At 50.5% G+C, this 20,921-nt stretch carries 14 protein-coding genes and 1 tRNA gene; 9 read left to right on the plus strand and 6 right to left on the minus strand.

Translation table 11 applies throughout. The features are described 5' to 3' along the window. Window positions 1-240 precede the first annotated feature (240 nt). A complete protein-coding gene (locus FH603_RS23500; protein ID WP_186740787.1) occupies window positions 241-2,817 on the plus strand; it encodes a penicillin-binding protein 1A in 2,577 nt (858 codons plus the stop codon). Window positions 2,818-2,956: 139 nt separating this feature from the next. Here FH603_RS23500 and FH603_RS23505 read toward each other — a convergent pair whose 3' ends face one another. The 4 genes from FH603_RS23505 to FH603_RS23520 form a co-directional block, all read right to left on the minus strand. Next, window positions 2,957-4,111, minus strand: coding sequence for a glycoside hydrolase 5 family protein (locus FH603_RS23505; protein WP_186740789.1), 1,155 nt, complete (start codon window positions 4,109-4,111; stop codon window positions 2,957-2,959). Window positions 4,112-4,291: 180 nt separating this feature from the next. Beyond that, a complete protein-coding gene (locus tag FH603_RS23510; RefSeq protein WP_186740791.1) occupies window positions 4,292-5,482 on the minus strand; it encodes an aldose epimerase family protein in 1,191 nt (396 codons plus the stop codon). A 46-nt stretch (window positions 5,483-5,528) separates the two neighbouring features. After that, entirely contained in the window at window positions 5,529-6,566 is a 1,038-nt protein-coding gene (locus FH603_RS23515) for a glycoside hydrolase family 43 protein (protein WP_186740793.1), read from the minus strand. A gap of 195 nt (window positions 6,567-6,761) precedes the next feature. Further along, the gene (locus FH603_RS23520) at window positions 6,762-11,471 is read right to left on the minus strand and encodes a translocation/assembly module TamB domain-containing protein (protein WP_186740802.1); all 4,710 of its coding nucleotides are present in this window, start codon (window positions 11,469-11,471) and stop codon (window positions 6,762-6,764) included. Between the two features lie 133 nt (window positions 11,472-11,604). Between FH603_RS23520 and tsaD the strand changes: the two genes are divergently transcribed. The 3 genes from tsaD (at window position 11,605) to FH603_RS23535 (ending at window position 14,614) form a co-directional block, all read left to right on the plus strand. After that, a complete protein-coding gene (gene tsaD, locus FH603_RS23525) occupies window positions 11,605-12,603 on the plus strand; it encodes a tRNA (adenosine(37)-N6)-threonylcarbamoyltransferase complex transferase subunit TsaD (RefSeq protein WP_186740805.1) in 999 nt (332 codons plus the stop codon). A 116-nt stretch (window positions 12,604-12,719) separates the two neighbouring features. Further along, window positions 12,720-13,598, plus strand: a complete 879-nt coding sequence (locus FH603_RS23530; protein WP_186740819.1) for an MOSC domain-containing protein — start codon at window positions 12,720-12,722, stop codon at window positions 13,596-13,598. Window positions 13,599-13,771: 173 nt separating this feature from the next. Beyond that, entirely contained in the window at window positions 13,772-14,614 is an 843-nt protein-coding gene (locus FH603_RS23535) for a hypothetical protein (protein ID WP_186740807.1), read from the plus strand. A gap of 37 nt (window positions 14,615-14,651) precedes the next feature. Here FH603_RS23535 and FH603_RS23540 read toward each other — a convergent pair whose 3' ends face one another. Continuing rightward, the gene (locus tag FH603_RS23540; protein ID WP_186740809.1) at window positions 14,652-15,593 is read right to left on the minus strand and encodes an alpha/beta fold hydrolase; all 942 of its coding nucleotides are present in this window, start codon (window positions 15,591-15,593) and stop codon (window positions 14,652-14,654) included. A 129-nt stretch (window positions 15,594-15,722) separates the two neighbouring features. Here FH603_RS23540 and FH603_RS23545 point away from each other — a divergent pair, with 129 nt between their 5' ends. Further along, on the plus strand, window positions 15,723-15,917 hold the full coding sequence (locus FH603_RS23545; RefSeq protein ID WP_186740811.1) for a hypothetical protein: 195 nt from the start codon (window positions 15,723-15,725) through the stop codon (window positions 15,915-15,917). 72 nt (window positions 15,918-15,989) lie between these two features. Here the strand turns inward: FH603_RS23545 and FH603_RS23550 are convergent, their stop codons facing one another. Further along, window positions 15,990-16,529, minus strand: coding sequence for a PAS domain-containing protein (locus FH603_RS23550; RefSeq protein WP_186740813.1), 540 nt, complete (start codon window positions 16,527-16,529; stop codon window positions 15,990-15,992). A 266-nt stretch (window positions 16,530-16,795) separates the two neighbouring features. Between FH603_RS23550 and FH603_RS23555 the strand changes: the two genes are divergently transcribed. From FH603_RS23555 to FH603_RS23570, 4 genes are all read left to right on the plus strand, one after another. After that, window positions 16,796-16,872 (plus strand) — tRNA-Asp (locus FH603_RS23555). Window positions 16,873-17,059: 187 nt separating this feature from the next. Continuing rightward, on the plus strand, window positions 17,060-17,422 hold the full coding sequence (locus FH603_RS23560) for an ISAon1 family transposase N-terminal region protein (protein WP_186740815.1): 363 nt from the start codon (window positions 17,060-17,062) through the stop codon (window positions 17,420-17,422). 10 nt (window positions 17,423-17,432) lie between these two features. Next, on the plus strand, window positions 17,433-18,386 hold the full coding sequence (locus tag FH603_RS23565; protein ID WP_186740822.1) for an ISAon1 family transposase: 954 nt from the start codon (window positions 17,433-17,435) through the stop codon (window positions 18,384-18,386). Between the two features lie 170 nt (window positions 18,387-18,556). Then, the gene (locus FH603_RS23570; RefSeq protein WP_186740817.1) at window positions 18,557-20,746 is read left to right on the plus strand and encodes a KAP family P-loop NTPase fold protein; all 2,190 of its coding nucleotides are present in this window, start codon (window positions 18,557-18,559) and stop codon (window positions 20,744-20,746) included. Window positions 20,747-20,921: the final 175 nt, after the last annotated feature.

Here is a 20,921-nt window from a genome sequence, read left to right on the forward strand (position 1 = left end):
TGATCAGCCCCTACGTCACTCAGCCGGTATACCATAAACTCACTAAGTCGCTTAAGGGACTGATCAACGATCACGTTAACGCTGTCAAAATCAGCCGGGTTGCCTGAGCGGCCCGGCTTTAGTGTATCAGATCGGTCGAAAATGCGTTATATTTGAAGCCCGGCCACCGCTTAGGATTGGGTTAACTGCTCGGAGCGAAACACCGTTCGGAGCGATCAGGATTTTCTTCGATTATATCGCATGAGTGAATACAGGAAGCGATTCCGCGACGTCCGACATGCTTTTGGCACGTTCCGACAACGGATTCGAAAACGTCAGGCGCAGTTCGGCAATGTCAGACGCGGAGTTGGCCGACATATATACCGGCAAACAGCCCGGGTAGCAGGCGAAGAACGAATGAACTCGTGGACAGCCACCTACCATCGTTACCGCAATCAGTTGCGTTCGTTTTTCCACCAGTACATAGACCCTGACGCCTGGTATTATCCATACCTGAAAAACGGCATTAGAGGAACCCTGATTGGTGCCTTGCTGCTGGGCATCTATGTTTTTATCCTTAATTATAATTTCCTCTACCTGACAGGGGCCATGCCCACGGTCGAGGAGTTACGCAATCCCAAGCTAAACCAGGCCTCCGAAATATACTCTCAGGATGGCATTATGATCGGCAAGTTCTATGCCGAAAACCGTACACCTATCAAGTTCGAGAATATTCCAAAGCCGCTCATCGATGCGCTGATTGCCACGGAGGACGTTCGTTTTTACGAACATGGCGGTATCGACCCGCGCGCTATTGGCCGGGCCGTTCTTAGCCTGGGTCGTGAGGGAGGTGGCTCGACCATCACGCAGCAGTTCGCTAAAAACCTCTTCAAAACGCGCCGACAGGCAAATACGGGTTTCCTGAGCCGGATTCCCTTCGTTCGGAAAATCGTTTACAAGTCGAAAGAGTGGCTGATGGCCCTCAAAATCGAACGGAATTTCACCAAGCAGGAAATTATCACGTATTATTTCAATACGGTCGACTTCGGCAGTAATGCCTTTGGTCTGAAAACAGCCGCCCGGACGTTCTTCAATAAAGAGCCCGACAGCCTCAATATTCAGGAAGGCGCGGTTCTGGTGGGTCTGCAAAAAGCAACGACAAACTATAACCCGCTTCGGAACCCCAAACGATCCGAGGAACGCCGGAACGTGGTTATCAGCCAAATGGCTAAATATGACTACCTGACCAAATCCCAGGCCGACTCCATCAGCGCATTGCCGCTGGTAACGGATTTTACGCCCGAAAACCCCTACTCCGGTCCGGCCAGTTACCTGAAAAACGTTGTACAGGACTACGTCGAGAAGTGGGGTGAAGAAAACGGGTTCGACCTCTACACCAGTGGCCTGCGCATTTATACCACTATCGACTCGCGCATGCAGACCTACGCTGAACAGGCCACGAGCGAGAAGATGAAACGGTTACAGCAAACATTCGATAACCACTGGCGCGGCCGGAACCCCTGGACCGACGAGAATGGCGAAGAATTGCCGGGTTTCATCGACTCGGTTGCCCGACGTACCCAGCGATACAAATCGCTTAGCCGACGCTTTAAAGATATGTACCCGGACTCGATCATGTACTACATGAAGAATGTGAAGTACAAAATGCGGGTATTTACCTGGGCTAACAAGCGCGGCTACGATTCGACCGAGATGACCCCCTATGACTCAATTGCTTATTACAAGCACTTTCTGCAATCGGGTATGGTCGCCATGGACCCGCACACGGGCTACATTCGGGCATGGGTTGGCGGACTGGATTACGATTATTTCAAGTATGACCACGTGAAGCAGGGACGCCGTCAGCCCGGCTCTACGTTCAAGCCGTTTGTCTACACCGCTGCTATCGATGATACGATCATCAACCTGAGTCCCTGCGACCGGATTCAGGATCGTCCCTTCCGGAAAGAATACCGGGAGAACGGCGAAGACAAAATCTGGGAACCCCGCAACTCGACAGGCTATTACAGCTACTCGAACATGACGCTGCGCCGGGCCATGGCTCGATCGGTCAACTCCATTACGGCTAAGCTAACCGACGATGTAGGGCCCGAACGCGTTGCCGAATATGCTCACCGCATGGGGATAAAAAGTAAGCTTGATGCCGTGCCTTCCATTGGCTTAGGTTCCTCAGACGTGTCCCTTTACGAGTTAGTAGGCGCTTACTGCACCTTTATCAACGATGGAGAGGCTATTGAGCCCCTCATTGTTCAGCGCATCGAAGACCGTGACGGTACGGTTATCGAAACGTTCACGCCGAAGAAACGGCGGGCCATCAGCGAAGAAACCGCGTTCCTGATGCGGTATATGCTACAGGGCGGCTTGCAGGAGTCGGGTGGCACATCGCAGGGACTTTGGTCTTACAACCTGTTCAAAAACCGGAATGAGATGGGGGCCAAGACCGGCACTACATCCAACAACTCGGACGGCTGGTTCGTTGGCCTGTCGAACAACCTGGTGGTTGGTGCCTGGGTGGGTGGCGACGACCGCAGCATCCACTTCCGCTCGACCGATCTGGGCGAAGGGGCCAAAACAGCGCTACCCCTGGTTGGGGGTTTTCTGGAGAAGGTCTACGCCGATCCAAAATTCAGGAATCTTCAGGGGCCATTCCCCAAACCCACGATTCCTATCACGAAAGAATACCTGAACTGTGGGTATTCGGGCGACGAAGAACCAACCGAAGAATCGGACTCGACCAGTGTCGAAGGAGACTCTACTTTTATTCCCGTTGCCCCCGCCCCCGATCAGATAACACCGCCTGATACAACGGGGCCGTAGCAAACAGTCAAACAAACGAATTAGCCCTGCCCGTGGTCGTAGACCCTGGTAGTGGCTGAGCGAGCAGATTATGATGCTACTCAGCCACTACCAGGGTCTACAACCACTGGCAGGGCTTCTAAATACGCTTTAGATTCTTTTACTTCCCCGTAGCCTGCTTGATGGCAGCTGTCTCGGCGGGGTCGTAGGGGGTGTTGTCCTGCTTGAATACTTCGTGGAACCAGATGGAGGGTTCGCGGCCATTCACGTAGGGTTTCTGCCAGCTGTCCCAGGGCAGGAACGTTTGAGTCTTACCTGCAACGAAGCCCCAGTTGATCATGCCAATTTTTGCTTTTTTGGCAATAGGCAGGTGAGTTTGAAACTTACTGTCGACACCACGCGCCATGTACTCGGTGCAGATCACCGGACGACCCATCTGCTGTAAAACAGGAACGAGCTTCGTTAGCGCGTCGGCCGTCGAGTACTGGTGGAACGTGATGATGTCAGAATTTTCGAACTGCACCTTTTCCATGGGCGTCCACTTGGCCGGATTGCTCCAGTCGTGACCATCCCAAAGAATCCAGGGGCCCGACGTTAGCGGCTGGGTTGCCCCGGCCACACGACACCACTGAAACACCTGCGGCAACAGGTTCGTAATAATCGCCACTTTCCGGGCGTTTTCGAGTTCTACCTTCTTCTCGTTTTTGCCGTAATTGTTGTCATTGCAGTTATCCGGTTCGTTCCAGGTGTCCCACGCCAGAATACGTTTATCATTCTTGAACGCACCCACTACGCCTTTCACATAGGCTTCCAGGCGGGGATATTGCGACACATCGGAAAGAGCGTCGGCACCGGGGCTCTGCACCCAACCTGAATTGTGAATGCCCGGCACAGGCTCCCGCTGCTTGCCCAGCTTTGGGTATGGGTCCCAGCACGAATCGAACAGTACCAGCATGGGACGTATCTTATGTTTGGCACAGATGCCCAGAAACTGATCCAGCCGCTTCGTAAACCCCTGCGGGTCCTGCCATAGCAGGTCATGCAGAAATACACGCATGGTGTTCATGCCAATACTTTCAGCCAGAGCCAGTTCTTTATCAATGGTGGCGGGGTCGAAACTTTCGGCCTGGAACATCTCCAGTTCATTGATGGCGTTGGCAGGTGCGTAATTGGCTCCAACCAGAAAAGGTTCTTTAGCGTACCAGGCATTCGCTTTTGCCGCCGACCAGCGCGGCAGGCCAGTGGGTGTGCCCGTAGGCTGGGCTACCGCGAGGGTAGAAATCAATAGAAGTACTAAAAACGAAAGTCGTTTCATAAATGGCCAGTTAGGGGTAAGGAGTTGTGTTTATACAGTAAAGACAAACTGTGGAGTAATTGGGTCTTGGGATTAGTTTTTTTCTGACAGGATTGACAGAATTAACAGGATTGTGTTTTAAAGCAATCATCCTGTTGATCCTGTCAATCCTGTCAGAACAGTTATCGTGTCAACGAAAAATCATTTAACGACCGAGAACCGATACTCCGTCGTTTGTTTGTATGTCTGACCGGGCTTCAGAATCGTGGTCGGATAGGTAGGGTGATTCGGCGAGTCGGGGTAGTGCTGGGCTTCGAGGGCAAAGGCTTCGCGGTAGTTGATTGGCTTGCCATACTTGCCGGTATCGGCTCCCTTGAAAAAGTTACCTCCGTAGAACTGCATCGCAGGCTCCGTCGTCAGCACGTCCATCTTGATTCCCGACTTGTCGCCGGTGATCTCGACTACTTTGGCCAGGCCCGTACCTTTTTTGTTCAGCACCCAGTTGTGGTCATACCCTCCCCCAAACGTAAGCTGCTCATTCTTCTCGTCCAGACGGGCACCAACGGCCTTTGGAGTCCGAAAATCGAATGGCGTTCCGGCCACCGACACGGGTTCGCCCTGCGGGATAAGACCTTTATCCACGACAGAATACCGGTCGGCGTCGATCATCAAAACATGATTATTTACGGTACCGCTGGCTTCACCATTCAGGTTGAAAAAGCCGTGACTCGTTGGGTTGTAGGGCGTGGCTTTGTCGGTAGTAGCCGAATAATCGATCTTTAGCCCGTTATCGTCGGTGAGCGTGTACGTCACCGTTGTCGTCACCGTACCAGGGAAACCGCCTTCCCCCTCTTTCGATACATAGGTCAGTTCAAGGGTTTTATCACCTGTCTGTTGGGTATCCCAGACATGACTGTGGAAACCACCCGGTCCACTATGAAGCGTGTTACCGTTGTTATTCAGCTCGGTCTGGTAAGTCTTGCCATCGAGCGTAAACTTACCGTTGGCGATCCGGTTGCCAAAGCGCCCGACGATGGGGCCAAAGAAGGGTTCTGCCGCTTTCTGGTAGGCGCTTACGGTCGAAAAACCCGGTGCCACATCGGTTTGTTTCCCGGTCTTGTCGGGTACCAGTATCCCAACAATGCGGGCACCATAATTGGTAATACCCACCTGCATGTCTTTATTTTTGAGAACGAAGAGGGTCGCCTTTTTGCCGTTCACATCGCTACCAAACGAAGCCGGGTCCGGAAATTTGGCGGAGGGCATCGCCGTCGTGTCGCCTGTGGCAACAGCAAGGGAGTCGGTCGCTTTTTGTTCGGTTTTGTTAGTAGGTCCACAACTGTTGAGGCTAACCAGGGCAGCTACGACTGCTGGAAGAACGAGTTTATGCATTTGAGTTCGGGGTTTGTCCAGTAACTAAACGATGTAGGGGTATGATTTACTCGCCCGGCACCGGCATAGGTGTTTTAGGGGCGGGCTTACCAAAGTTAGGGCTGCCATCGGCGTTCCAGGTGAACGGCTGGATATGGGGAGCCCGCTTGTTGCCACAGCCATCCGTAGCCGAGGGGTTGGCGTGGTAGATCATCCAGTCCTGCTTGCTGTCGGCCGACCGGAAAAAACCGCCATGACCGGGTGCCCAAACGCCATTTTCGGGGGCCTGCACAAACACGGGCAGCGGGCTCTTGGCCCAGTTTTTCGGGTCGGTCAGTTCGCCGGTGCCGGTGTAGGTGAGCAGACCCATGCAGTAATCGAGCCAGCAGGCGTTGGCCGAGTATACAAGGAATACCCTGCCGTCATGGGTTAAAAATTCCGGGCCTTCATTAACATAAACCTTGGGCACCTCACCATTTTTCTGCCAGTCCTGCGGCACATCGCCATGCATTTCCCAGGGAAGTTCGGGTTGTGAAATTTTGACCCGGTCGCCATCGATCGTCCACGGATTTTTGAGTTTGGCGATAAAAATGTCCTGCCGTCCATTGGCAGTACCCTCCCACCCTGACCAGGCGGCATAGAGCTGGCCGTTGAGGTCAACAACCGACATATCGATCTCCCAATGGTCGGCGGTATCCCCAATTTTCCCTTTTATCGTCCATTCGCCCTGCATAGGATCAGCCGACGAATTTTCGATCACCCACACCCGGTGGCCCAGATTGTTGAGCGAGTCGGCAGAAAAATAGATGTACCACTTGTCGTTGAAGGAATGAATTTCGGGTGCCCACAAATCTCTGGAATAGGGCTGCCCGGCGGGGGGAGTGTAAATAACCTTGCTTTCAGCCGTGGCCAGATCAGCCATGTTGCGGGTTTTCCAAAGCGTCAGATTACGGCCGGTAGTATTCATGTAATAATACCAGCCCTCTTTCTGGAACACCCACGGGTCTGGCCCGGAGGATTTGACGGGGTTCGTGAACGTGCGCTGGGCAAGGAGCGGAGCCACGTGCATGCCCAGCAACAGGAATAAGCAAAGGAGACGTTTCATGCAGGAATAGGAAGCGTGTATAGCTGGAAGGGGAAAGCCGCTCAATTCTCACCATGCAGTCCGATCGTCCGCTATTTAACCGACGATCAGCAGGCCGACGCGACCGCATGCTGGCAGGTAGAACAAACCCCTGTCGATAAAAGAAGAAATTGGGTTTATTTATCCCTCGCCCACCGCTTTTGCGTACCAGAGGGATTAGCGCTGCAACTCTGCACGGCCGGCACCCATAAATGTTGTGACGGGAGAAACAGGCGTTGGCGCTGGCTGATCCGTTGGTGGTACGGGCATTAGACCGGGGGCATTCCGTTTGCTGCCGAAGATATGATTGAAGGAACGCGTGTAAAGGAAACTCAGCCCGCCACCCGTCGAGATAGTACTGTTCAGGCTATTCTGGCTCAGCACGCTTTGCTGGTTACGGTTATACACCTTCGCCCGAAGCCGACCGTCGGGGGTGATGAAGTACTCCAGTGTCCACTCCCCAAGCAGGCTGGCAGCATTGGTCTGACTCTGCCCATAGGTGAACCCCCCGTCGCGGCTGATACGGAGACGGTCGTTCAGCAGCCGGTACGAGAACCGTAGCTGGAGGTTGTTAAGCAGATTTTCATTCTGCGTTATACCCGATGTGAAGCCACCAATGGAGACGCCAATGTCCAGATTCTCGTTCAGGTTGGACGCCAGACGACTGATCTGGTTCGACAGCAGTTCGCTCACACTGTTGGCTACGCCCGTATTCACCTGCCCCTGATCGAACAGACTCGTACCCTCCGGCAGGAGTTGGTTGAACAGCAACACGCTGCTCACCTGCCGGGTCAACTCCTGCTCGTTACTCTGAAGTCTGGCTTCGAAGGCCGTTACAGCCTGCCGGAAATCAGACGAGGCTGGGTACTCTTTCACGTCCAGATCGTAACTGATCGTAGGCGATCCTAAATCGCCGTTGAGTTTGATCAGCAGATCTACGGGATACCGGCGCGTCTGATCGGCACTACGGGTTGTCGTTGTCGGCGTGTTGGCATTGGCCACCAGCGGAGCCAGGGATGTGTATTGGGTATAGGCAGCCGTTACATCCAGCAGGGCACCATACGGGTCGCCGGTCCAGGTGATGCGGCTGTTGGGCTGTATCTGAAATCGCTTGTTGATGATGTTTTGGAAGGTGAAGGTGTAGTCCCCTTTCTGAATCTCGTAATTACCGGTCATGGAGAAGTCGCCTTTCGTGTCGACTTTCATACCTAGCCGCCCCTGCCCGTACGCTTTGATGATATCGCCTGTCTGGCGGTCCAGCTGGATTTCGCAGTAGGCATCCGGTGTAATATCGAAGTTAAAATCCATCTGAATCCGGGACAGATCGATTTCAGAACCCAGCGGTTTCGCATCAGGGTCGGCAGCGTTACGCCCAGCAGCCGACTGGCCAACTGGCCGACTGTTGCGGCTAACGAACCGAATCTGGTCGTCGGCAGCTACAGACGTAGCCCCATCGAGCGGGATATATATCCTGGTGCCTTTGTTACTAGCCACATTGGCACGGATGATCAGGTTGTTGATCGGACCATACAGTTCAGCTTTACCGGTTACGACAGCCTGCCCATAAAATAGCTCATTGTCTTTGGCCACCGTATTCATGATCCGGAAATTCTTAAAATCGGCATCGAAGCCCATCGTGAAGTACCGAAATCCATCGTGGTAAACACCCCCGCGTAATTGCGCCGTGTTCCCCTCAGGGTCGCGCAGTGTCAACCGCCGGGTGATGATCTCGTTTTCGCCAAAGTAGACCTTATCCTCGAACGTAAAGTCGGCTTTCAGGTAATCGAACCGCCCACGACCGCCACGCACCGCCACTTCACCGATGAGAATAGGGGCAGAAGGCGTCCCGGATATGGCCACCGTGCCGGTAGCCGTACCACCCAGGTTGGAGAACAGCCCTTTCGTGAACGGCTCCAGCGTATTCAGTTCGGCATTGTCGACAATGGCGTTTAGCGCCAGCGGGTTCCCTTTGCGCTGGGGTACGTAATTACCTTTCAGGGTCAGAATATCCGATCCATTCCGGTTGACGTTGGCATTGACGTTGACTTGCTGCGTTGTCTGATCCCATTCGCCCCGGCCCCGTACGTCGCCAATCAATGTATTCTGGTACGACAGGTTCCGAACCAGTAGCTCACTCTCGATAATAGGCGTCTGGTAGACATCGCGCACCGACAGTTTGCCGTTCAGCGTGCCGCCAAGGGTGGTTTTCAGCACCGGATTGAGCGACTCGAGCAGGAAATTACGGGCCTCCAGATTCAGACGCTCTACCGAGTCGGGCGAGAGCTTACCCGATGCCAGTATGACCTGATCCTGATTCAGTACCGACAGGTTTCGGATGGTGTACTGGTCGCCTACTTTTCGGATCAGGCTCTGCGGATTTAGTACCCAGTCGCCATCCAGTACCCGCAGGTCCGACCGGCGGAAGGTCAGATCGATGGCGTCGCCTTTGAACCGAAGTTCGCCGTTGAGGTCGGCATGGTTGGGGCTGTCAGCCTGTTCGATACTGCTCGTAAACGAGATATGATCTACATCCCAGAACGCTTCTGCCTGCAAATTGCGCGTCGGCACGAGCGAGTTCAGCACCTGCCGCTGGGAGGTAAGCACAGCCGACGCCAGCACATCTTCGCCATAGGTCAGCTTGGAGGTGGTCAGGTCCAGATCGGTAGGGCCAAAGCCGATCTTACCAAAACGCATGGAATCTGTTTTGACCGTAGCCGTCAGGAACTGGGTATTGTCGGCAGTAAACCGACCTTCCATCCGGGTTCGGGGGGCGATATAGACCGAGGGGTCCAGGAACGCCATCAACGGACTGATCTCTTTGGCAATAAATTGATAATCGACCCCGTAGCGCTGAGCCGTGGTGTTCGATTGCCGCCGTTTACGGTCGTAATACCCTTTCATCCCGGCGGCATTACCGGCAAAGAAAAGCTGGTATTCTTTCGCCAGCCGGGTCAGATCGTCGATGGATCGCTGGGGCTGGAAATTACCCTGCAACCGGGCGGTCAGAAAATCGGAATCGAGGTTAAAATAGCGCTGCGTCCCGATCGAATCGGGCTGTAATGGCGATCCGGTACGCCCTTCGATCGACGATACGACCGACAACGTGTCGATGAGCAGGTCGCGGCCGTTCAGTCTCAGCGTAGTATTGCTGAAGTGCGCGTTACCAACAATGTCGTCAAGCTTGTTGCCTTCCAGCTGAACATCCAGACGGGTACGAACAGCCAGGGAGTCGTCCAGATAACCGAGTGCCCGCAGATCGGCATGTTGTACGGCCCCCCGCAGGTCGAAACGATTGCGTGGTCCGCGCAGGTCGAACTCACCATCGAGCGCAAACGCCAGGTTAGGGTCACGAAGCTCCAGCTGTCCATGAAAAAAAGCTTTCTGCAAATTACCTTCAAGGGCTATTCCCCGGTAATCGTACCCCTGCCAGCCAAAACGCCCAAGCCGCCCGTCGACGTCGACACTGGCCCGCGCCAGATCGGTCCCCCGCCCCACGATACGCCCCTCACCATCGAGTTTACCGAACTGGTCGGGCCGATCGATCAACTGGCCAAGGTCAAGATTTTCACCCCGCAGGTTGGCTGCGTAAGTCGTCTGGTCGGACTGGTCGGCGAGTTTTAGTACCAGGTCGCCCGTAACCGTACCAATGGCCGTGCGGAAGGTTCCTTTGGTTTTGAAATCATCGAAAGCACCTGTGAAGGTAGCATCGAATCCTACGGTGCCCAGCTTCTGAATGGTATGGTTAAACGAGGTATCGGGATAGTACTGCCTGATATCGGCCATGTTCACGAGTGAAGGCGAAAAGGCGAACGCAACCGTTGTTCTGTCGATATCGGGCAAGCCCTTCCAGGCCATATCCCCCACCAGTCGGCTGCGGCCATTGTTGCCAAAGCGCAGATCGGTGTTCCGGAGCCGGAAGTCCTCGACCGTACCGGTAAAGATGCCGCTCAACAGCCAGGTTTCGTTCAGGCCGCGCAGGTAGTCCGAAAAGAAGCCGAGGTCTTTCGAACGCACTTCGCTGTCGCGGAATATCCCCCGCATCACCACGCGGCTGTTGAAATCACTGAAGGCCGACGGGCGGTCGTAGAAAAATGTCAGTTGGTGGCGTATGACCGAGTTGCCGATATGGGCATACAGCTTCGCCATTTCCATTTTAGTGGCACAGTAGAGAAAGTCGGTATCCAGCTGCCTGATTTTGAGCCGGGAGTCACGGTCTACACCCGACAAACCCTTGATGTTTAGCGCAATGGTATCGCCCAAAATAAGCAGGTTCGTAACACTGGCATTGAGGTTCTGGAGGGTAAAATGGTTGTAATCGAAACTGTTGCGAACTTTTGTACCCTTTGCATACAGGCGGGGCTCTCGTGGGTCTTCGAGCGTATAGGAGCCTTCGGCCAGCGTCACACGCGCTACGGTGAACGGAACATTCTGGTTCGGCACACTGGGCTTGTTCGGGTTGGACGTTAGCTCCTCGATCCGGGCAATGAACTCATCGAGGTTCGTATCGCCTGTTTTCGGATTTTTTATCATCTGCACGTCGGGCCGATACAGTACGACCTCGTCGAGGTGCAGATTATGGGCCGACGAGTCGATCAGATTGCGCAGATCATAATCAGCGTCGAGCCGCCCGACGGTAATCATCGGTCGTCCTTCCCGGTCCTGAATCCGCACCCCTTCGAGCGTTACCGAATCGAACCATTTAATAGACACCCCGTCGATACTGACCGGAAAAAGCAGTTTATCCGATACTCGTTTGGCTACTTCCTGCGCAATACGCGTTTGTACCACTGGAATCTGCAGACCCAGCAATACACCCAACGTGAGCAGGACTACCGTTAGAAACAGGTAGAGCAGCGTTTTGAGAAATATGGAAAAAAACTGACGCATCCGGGGCGGAAATGCCTAAATTACGATATATACTGAAAAATAAACGCAATTTAGACTACTATGAGAGGGAACGGTTTAGTGACCGGTTCCATTATATACCGTACAGATTTCCTTATTCATTAGTTTTGGTACGGTGACTATTTTAGCCATTGAATCCTCCTGCGACGAAACCTCGGCAGCTATTCTAAGCGACGGCCAGATGTTATCGAACGTTATTGCCACCCAGTTGATTCACGAACAGTACGGGGGCGTAGTGCCTGAACTGGCCTCCCGGGCACATCAGCAGCACATTCTACCTGTTGTTGAGCGGGCTCTGTCTGACGCAAAGGTAGCAAAAACCGACCTGTCGGCCATTGCTTTCACGCGGGGTCCGGGTTTGCTGGGCTCCCTGCTGGTGGGTACATCTTTTGCCAAAGCAATGGCCCTGGGACTGGCCATTCCGCTCATCGAAGTCAACCACATGCAGGCCCATGTGCTGGCTCATTTTATTGAAGACCCCAAACCTGCCTTCCCGTTCCTGTGCCTGACTGTTAGTGGTGGCCATACGCAGATCATACGCGTAGACGGGCCACTCGATATGGTCGTTATCGGTCAGACGCAGGACGACGCCGTGGGCGAAGCCTTCGACAAATCGGCCAAGCTGCTTGGTCTGCCCTACCCCGGCGGCCCGCTCATCGACAAATACGCACGGGACGGCAATCCACTGGCCTACCGATTTCCCATGGGCGATATGCCCGAGCTGAATTTTTCGTTCAGCGGCATTAAAACCGCCATTCTTTATTTCCTGCGGGATAACACGAAGGCAAATCCTGATTTCATAGCGCAGCATCTGCCCGATATTTGCGCCAGCATTCAGCATACATTGGTGCAGATGCTGCTGACGAAATTGAAACGGGCGGCTCGCGAGACGGGCATCCGGGAAATTGCCATTGCCGGTGGCGTATCGGCCAACAGCGGTCTTCGCACGGCCTTAACGACCCTGGGAACCGAACTGGTCTGGAACGTTTATATCCCCCGTTTCGAATACTGTACCGACAATGCCGCCATGATTGCCATAGCCGCCCGATTCAAATATGAGCAGGGTGAGTTCACCCCACAAACCGTTAGCCCTATTCCGAGGATGAGTTTTTAATAAAAAGTCGCAAGTCGCAGGAGTCGTAAAAGTCAAAAGTGGCTGACGCGTCGACTAACGCCTATTACAACTTTCGACTTTTATGACTTTGTGACTTACGACTATCACAACTTATGATGATCCTCTCCGACCTCCGCATTTACCCGATCAAATCGCTGGGTGGTATTTCTGTACCCGAAGCGATCGTCGATGAGAAAGGCTTTCGGTACGACCGCCGGTTTATGCTTGTGACGCCTTCTGGCAACTTCATAACCCAGCGAACCAACCCCCACATGGCCCTCATCGACGTGGCCATCGACCAACAGACCACATATGCAGCATTACGGGTCTGGCACCGGAACCGACCCGAGGATGTGTTGACGCTCCCGTTGACCCTATCGCCGGATGCCGTAGGCGATACGATGCGGGTGTCGATCTGGGACAGCGAGAATGTGCCGGCTGTACTGGTCAGTGAAGAAGCCGACCAATGGTTTTCGAAGGTGCTGGACCTCCCCTGCCGGCTGGTATTTATGCCCGACAGCACCCGCCGGACAGTAGACCCGGCCTATGACCGCCGTGATGCGCAGGGACAGGCGTCGGTGGTCAGCTTCGCCGATGGATACCCCTACCTGCTCATTGGCCAGGCCTCGCTCGATGACCTCAACCGCCGGTTGCCCGCGCCCATCGAAATGCTGCGGTTCCGGCCCAACATTGTCGTCAGCGGCAGCAGCCCGTACGACGAGGATGCCTGGCAGCAGTTTCAAATAGGGGGTATGGATTTCTACGGGGTGAAGCCCTGCGCCCGCTGTGTACTGACAACGATTGATCCCGTAACGGGGCAGAAGGGTCGGGAACCCCTCCACACCCTGACTACTTATCGCCAGTGGAGACATAAAATCCTGTTTGGCCAGAATGTACTGCCCGGTCCGGGGTCGGGTGGTCTGCTGCGGGTTGGACAACCGGTTGAGGTCGTCAGCCAGGTTGAGCCGTGGTTGGCTCCGCCCGAACTTGGCTAAAATCCGGGGGTTTGTATGACTTCCCATCAGACCACCTCGTCTAATGCCGGTAGACCTACCTACCGGGACCCTTTCCATATCAATTGCACACAGGTCGAAACACAGCCTACCAAACTCAGTTAGGTTTTCAGAAACCCGGCGAGTCATCTGACACTATCTGTTACTTCTCAACTTTGCTTACACCAATCCGAAACGTTTACTACCTGAGTTTTCCCGTCGTGATGGGAGCTGTTTTGTCGAATCGTATGGCCACACGCCTGTCCGACGTAGCTCCTGTTCACTGGGCTACCCCCATCATGCTGGCACTGGTCGTGTTTATCATTTACACCGTTGACCGGTTGCTCGACGTGCAGCGCCCCGATCGTCCCCCCACCGCCCGCCACCGCTTTCATCACCAACATGCTTCTTTACTCTGGCTCGTTGTGGCCGGGGCAGCGGTAGTAGCCCTGGGCTTGACGTTCTTTTTGCCCACCGCCGTTGTCAAATTCGGGCTGGTCCTGGGTGGGTTGTGCGCAGCTTATGTAGGCGCGGTATTCCGGCTTCCGGCTCGACACCCGGCGCTGCTTCTGAAGGAACCAATGGTAGCGCTGCTTTACGCAGCCGGTATCTGGGGGAGCATATGGGTACAACGCCCTACCGTAAGCGGGGTCGAGCTTACCGAGGCCCTCATGTTCACTGGTATTGCTTTCCAGAATCTGATCTTGTTCGATCTGATGGAGAAACGGGAATTGCTGGTAGAGGGACAGTATAAACCAGCGGTTTTTTCACTGGCCACTGAATGGGGGGATTACCGTTGCGACCTACTCCTGCGCTGGCTGACCTTCGGCATTTTTAGTTGTGGTCTGGCGCTTTGCTTCGTAACCGCCGATCGCTTCGCCCAGCGGTCGGCCCTGATGCTGGGCTTGATGAGCCTGACGCTCTATGGCATTCAGCGCTACCCCGCTTACTTCCTCAGGAATGAACGCTACCGATGGCTCGGCGACGGCGTCTTCTGGTTCCCGGCGTTGGTGTTATAAAAGAGAGCAGGCTCTTCGCTCCTGCTGCTCCTTCTTTTTACATTTCCACCATCGACTTGACCTTCATCGTCTCCCGCATCTGAAGTTGATGCAGAATATCGAGCAGAATATCTGTCATGTATTTGCGCTTGTTGAACACGATGTCATGCCGGTTTTCGGGTAGTAAAAATTGCTTTACGCGGGCGTTGACCAATTGCTTTTGGGCAAATGTGACATTGGTTGGGTAAACCAGCTCATCGCGCTGGCCATGGAGCATCGTAATGTTCGCTTTAATTCGGGGCCAGTCAGGCAGGATGGCCTCCAGCGCCCGCCGGTGGGCCAGCTTTTCATCATTGGCCAGCCGCAGCAGAGTTGGCACCCCCCATCGGATTAGTGGACTGTCGGCGAAATAACTGATTGGATAGGTACGCTCCAGACCAGGCCCCAGGGCCGACGAGACAAATACGACATGATTGACCCGACCAGGGTTGTTCATGGCCAGCCGCGCCGATACCGAACCGCCATAGGATGAACCAACGACCATCAGGAACGGCGCTTTTTTGTAGCGGTTGATGAGCGGCTGCAAAAATTTGGCCTGCCGTACAATCGACGTTTCTACCCAGCCAAAATCAGAATACCCGTAACCGGGCCGGTCAACAGCTACCAGCCGGGCCCGGTTGAGCAGGGCCGTATCTTTAAAAAATTCGTTGAAGAAAGAGAGCGAACTGGGAGCGCCGTGTACGAACAGTACAACGGGCAAGGCTGAATCACCCGGTGAGTTGGTTTCCATGTACCGGATCGTCCGCGGTTCCGACTCACCATTCGGATCGCCGACGCGGTACCGGTGAATGATCGGACGAATGCGTTGACCCCGAAATTCATCGGCCAGTTCCTGATCCGTTTGGCGTAAATCGATGAACCAGGCTGCGATTACGGTTCCAATTGCTGCTACTACTGCCGTAAGCGAGACCCATTTAAGGACACGAAGAAAACGTTGCATACTCATATACGATATGAGTATAACTGTAAACCATGAGCCAAAGGTTTTCGGAATAACTTGAAAACCGCATTTTCCCCAAACAGTTGCCCATAGCACCCTGTTTTAAGAGGACAACAAAACATCAACGATATGAACGAACAGACAAACGCCCCCGCCCAGATTAGTGAAATCGACCTCGATAGCCCCAACCAGAATAATCCAGCCGACACGGACATCAGCGAAGTAACCCGTCGGGAAACGCTCGCTGGCTTACAGGCCAACGACGCCGAGAAGATGACGCCCGATGATGCGAATGAATTGAGCGAAGAAGAAAGTACGGACTAGATCCTGTGCGGCTTCCTGTCGCGTACGTTGACTACGAGTTGGCTAACTGGGCAGGAAGCCGTAAAACAAGTCTTACCGTACTTCGTTCTCCACCGCCAGAAAATGGGTAAGCTCGCCCTGGTGGCTAAAAAGCGGGTCGATACTGACGCGGCATAGATACGACTCGCCATTTTTACGGTAATTCAACAGATCGGCTTTGATCGGGGAGCCATGCCGTATCGAATCCCGAACGGTCAATAACGTAGCTCGATCAGTACCGGGTCCCTGCAATATACCCGGCGTACGTCCGATAGACTCGGCACGCGTAAACCCGGTCATAGCCAGAAAGCTGTTACTGGTCCATAGAATGGTCTTCGTCTGGTCGGTCAAAACGAGCGTCGAGCCAGTTCCCAGCTTCTTCAGATAACCATTACGCTGCTGACGGGGCAACTTCCAGTCGAAAATATCGCTTAATGCCTGAAAAACGGCGGCTTCCTTGCGTTTAGCACGGTGTTGAGCCTGGTCGAGCATGAAGATTTCATAAGAGGCCACGGGATACGGACGGTTGCCATGCTGCTGTGCCCGGCTATACCCCCGATTAACTAGTTCTATATAGGACTCTGACGAAAGCATAGCTTACTGACGGGGTTAGGTTACTTTGGAAAATTACCCTCTGCCATCAGCAATTCCAAATCAGATAGCCTGAATTCACAGAACCATCACAGTGGCGTAAAATTTTTTAGGCCCTAAAGCCACTGATTTACAACCATTGGGCTTCGGGAAAGGCTCTGACAATAAACTTTTTTAAGACACCTGCTTGCATTGAGTCCACGAACACGCTACTTTTGTGCCACGATCAAGGTCAACGGCAACGGCTGACCAACAATCAGATCAAAAATGGTTCGGTAGTTCAGTTGGTTAGAATACCTGCCTGTCACGCAGGGGGTCGCGGGTTCGAGTCCCGTCCGAACCGCCACTGAAAATCAAGCACTTAGCAGAAATGTTAAGTGCTTTTTTTTTATTCAGTTTACACTACGGTTTACACAAGCCAATAAGTGGCCACACTTACAGTAGTAGGTCGGGGGTCTACCGGATCAATTCCAAAAGTTGTGGAGCAACTTGTATTTTTCTAGGTTTGTGGCCTCACCCAAGTCCAGCCCGTTTTGGAAAGCTTCCTGCCCATCATCCAGTTCCTGTTACCTGAGTTCATCCTGGAAAATTTTGAATTGACATCCATCGACCGGGCTGAGGGTGTCTTTCAGGTGCACATCGAAGAGAAAAATGCCGATCAGCAGGACCCAGAGAGGAAAAACCTACTTTCCAAAGGCTTTTTTCCCACCATCACCGTCCAGGACTTTCCCATTCGTGGGCACCAGGTCTTTCTCCACATCAAACGCCGTCGCTGGCTCCATACCAAAACCGGAAAAGTCGTTTATCGAGACTGGACACAAGTAGCCGAAGGAACGCGGATGACAAGTGAGTTTTCCGCTTTTTTAAAAGATATCAGTCAATACCAACCCGACTGATATCCAGTCCATTGGCCGGTTTTATGGAGTTGATGGCCGCGCTCTCTTGCGCCAATACCAGGCGTGTCAAAGTGGATTTAAAAACTGGGACCAACGCCCACACGCTAAAGACTGGCTGCTTTACCCGCAAAATCTGGGCACCCATCTCTCGCTCGATGAGACGAGTCTGTCGAATGGTGAACTCTATACGATCCTGACTAACAAAGCAGCTAAAGGGGGTAAAGGAAGTATAGTCGCTATTGTGGCGGGTACCAAGGCCGAAATGGTGATTGACGTACTGAGACAACTGCCACAAAAACAGCGGAATAAAGTAACGGAGATCACGCTGGACATGGCTGGTAGTATGGGCTTAATTGTCAAACGATGCTTCCCCCGGGCCACTCAGGTGACCGACCGTTTTCATGTCCAGCAATTAGCCCTGGAGGCCGTCCAAAGCATGCGGGTTGCCTACCGCTGGCAGGCGCTGGATGCCGAAAACGAGGCTCTAGAACAGGCTAAGGCACAGCAACTCAGCTATGAACCACTCCTACTTTCGAATGGCGATACGCTCAAACAACTTTTGGCTCGCAGTCGCTATGTGCTCTATAAAAAGACAGTTGATTGGACCCCCACTCAACAAGAGCGCGCCAGTCTGCTGTTTGATCGGTATCCTGATCTGAAAAGTGCCTACGAGTTGAGCCAGTCGCTGAGTCATATTTTTGAGCACACCACCGATAAACTGTATGGCTTGGCTCGGTTGGCGAAATGGCATGAAAAAGTTCGACAGGCAGGTTTTAAAGCGTTTAATACGGTTGCTCGTTCCATCCAAAACCATTACGAAACTATCCTCAACTACTTTGACCACCGCAGTACCAACGCGTCAGCCGAGTCCTTCAATGCCAAGATCAAAGCCTTTCGGCGTCAATTCCGTGGGGTTCGGAATGTCGAGTTCTTTCTGTACCGGCTGACTCAGTTATATGCTTAAGCCAAGATGCTCCACAACTTTTGGATTTGATCCGGTCTACCCCCCCTCAACCTACAACAAAACAAAAAAACCCTCAGAAATCATTTCTGAGGGTTTTTTTGTTTTGTTGTAGGTTACTTTGTAAGTTGAAAATTATAAAGGTACTTACATAGTGAATTTGATTCAATTTTATGAAATCAGTTTATTCAGCGGATCAGCCTGTTTTAAAACAAGATCAAGATGTATTTCAGCGCTATGAATTTTCTAAAAGAATTGCTAAAACAATACTTAACGACAAAGGTGAAGAATGTAAAGTAATTGGTTTATATGGAGCATGGGGCGAAGGGAAAACTTCAGTATTAAATTTTATAGCTATAGAACTAAGTAATGATACTAATGTCAAAATAATAAGATTCAACCCTTGGAGATATAAAGGAGAAGAAGAGTTATTAGTAAGCTTTTTCAAAGTTATAACAAAAAATCTTGATAAAAATCTTTATACATCATTCGAAAATATATCAAAAAAAGCAGAAAAAAGTAAATTTGTTGGACCCATTATAAATACAATTATTAAATACTTTGCGGGACCAAGTAGTAAAATAGATGTCTCCGATTTATTTAAAATTCTATCTACAACAGACGTAGAATTACTTAAAGAGCGCGTTAATAATTATTTAAAAGAGTCTTCTCATACACTTGTTGTCATCATTGATGACATTGACAGATTAGACAAAAATGAGATACACGCGATAATGAAAATGGTAAAATTAACTGCAGATTTTTTGAAAACTACATATATACTTTCTTTTGATGATAAGATGGTTGCATCTGCAATTGGAGAAAAGTTTACAACAGGAGATTTAAAAGCTGGCTATAATTTTCTAGAAAAAATAATTCAAATTCCTATAAGATTACCCCAAATAAAGCTTTCAGCGTTAAGAAAGTATACTTTAAATAAAGTGTATGAGTGCCTAAGTAAAAATAAGATAAATATTACAGAAGATGAAACAAAAAGATTCGAAAGAATATTTGAACAAAGTATAATTCCTCGTCTCGCTAATCCAAGATTAGCTGTAAGATATGCAAATAGTTTATCTTTTTCCATACCAATATTGTATGGAGAAATAAATACAATAGACTTTATGCTAATTGAAGGTTTAAAAATATTTTACCCAGAGCATTACGAGTATGTAAAAAATAATTCTAATTCTTTTATTAATTACAGATACATAGATAATATATTAGCCAATAATCAAATTGATTTTCCCAAAGAGATATTAGAACTTAGCCCTAATACTGATAACAAAGCTAAAGATGCAATATTAGCTTTGTTAAAGCATTTATTTCCAGTAGTTGAAAAGTATTACGATAAAAATAATCACCTCGGTATTACTCATAAAAAAGAATGGTATACAGAAAAGCGAGTTGCATCTATGGAATATTTCCGTAGATATTTTACTTATTGCTTAGAAGACAATCAAATTGCTGATATTACTATTTCTGAGTTCTTTACATCTCTAAACAATAAAAGCAACAAACAAGTAATTGAAGAAATACAAGTATTAATTGCTGCAAGTTCGATAGATGAGTTTTTAATGAAAATGTCACATATGCCTAAATTATTAAACTTTAATAAAATAAGTAAATTAATTTTGTCAATGATAAGGGTACCTGAATTGTTCAATGAAACTAACGCAGGTTTAATTATTGAAAGTCCTTCATTAAGGAATAGGTTATCTGTCCTGATTTTTGACAAATTATTGGAAATTGATGATCTAACCATAAGGTATGAGATTGCACAAAATATAATGGTAGATTCTGACAGTTTTAGTTTGGCATATCATATTAATAATGAATTAAGAAGGGCTTTTAAGAATGACGAAAAGCTTTTCACTCCCGATGAGTATAATAATTTAGGTTTATTACTTAGAAATCGTGCTCTTAATGAAGCTGGTGACTTACCCCTCTTTCAAAGTATTCAAAAAGTAAGTCAAATACAGTATTTATTTCAAAATTGGAATATTACAGATGCATTAGAGCTTCAGAACTATGTATCAAATATCATTAATCAATATCCGGAAAAAATAAAATATCTGATTATGGCTTTTACCCCTGAAGCATCAAATTTATATGATGGCTCAACTAAGAAGGCTAATTTTGAGGATGGCTACTTTAATTTCTTGGATCATTTATTAAACACGGACGAAATATATAAATTGATATTACAATACAATGAAAGTGAAATAAAGTCGCAGAATAGTCAATATATAGATGAGTTTGGCAATGAACAACTTCAAACCTATGACAACGTACTAAGACAGTTTGTAGATTGTTATGAAAGAAAAAAAGCGGCAAACTTAACTAGTAAAATTACTTTATAATAGCCGTATATTCTATCGTAAATGGAAATCAAAAAATCGTAACAAATTTGATCATGAGATATCAATAATACTAATTCAAAATCATAAAGACGCATTCAGAATGTAGGGAAAGCAAGTCAACTCGATGACTGTCTGCCGACCCGTGAATAACGCTTCAAGAACAGCCCGCAAACGT

This window comes from Spirosoma utsteinense, assembly GCF_014282275.1.
Taxonomy (GTDB): domain Bacteria; phylum Bacteroidota; class Bacteroidia; order Cytophagales; family Spirosomataceae; genus Spirosoma; species Spirosoma utsteinense.

What these genes read in the sequence shown, in the direction of transcription:
- FH603_RS23500 (WP_186740787.1), top strand. Translation starts at nt 241, where the DNA reads ATGAGTGAATACAGGAAGCGATTCCGCGACGTCCGACATGCTTTTGGC.
- FH603_RS23505 (WP_186740789.1), bottom strand. Translation starts at nt 4,111, where the DNA reads ATGAAACGACTTTCGTTTTTAGTACTTCTATTGATTTCTACCCTCGCG.
- FH603_RS23510 (WP_186740791.1), bottom strand. Translation starts at nt 5,482, where the DNA reads ATGCATAAACTCGTTCTTCCAGCAGTCGTAGCTGCCCTGGTTAGCCTC.
- FH603_RS23515 (WP_186740793.1), bottom strand. Translation starts at nt 6,566, where the DNA reads ATGAAACGTCTCCTTTGCTTATTCCTGTTGCTGGGCATGCACGTGGCT.
- FH603_RS23520 (WP_186740802.1), bottom strand. Translation starts at nt 11,471, where the DNA reads ATGCGTCAGTTTTTTTCCATATTTCTCAAAACGCTGCTCTACCTGTTT.
- FH603_RS23530 (WP_186740819.1), top strand. Translation starts at nt 12,720, where the DNA reads ATGATCCTCTCCGACCTCCGCATTTACCCGATCAAATCGCTGGGTGGT.
- FH603_RS23540 (WP_186740809.1), bottom strand. Translation starts at nt 15,593, where the DNA reads ATGCAACGTTTTCTTCGTGTCCTTAAATGGGTCTCGCTTACGGCAGTA.
- FH603_RS23545 (WP_186740811.1), top strand. Translation starts at nt 15,723, where the DNA reads ATGAACGAACAGACAAACGCCCCCGCCCAGATTAGTGAAATCGACCTC.
- FH603_RS23550 (WP_186740813.1), bottom strand. Translation starts at nt 16,529, where the DNA reads ATGCTTTCGTCAGAGTCCTATATAGAACTAGTTAATCGGGGGTATAGC.
- FH603_RS23570 (WP_186740817.1), top strand. Translation starts at nt 18,557, where the DNA reads ATGAAATCAGTTTATTCAGCGGATCAGCCTGTTTTAAAACAAGATCAA.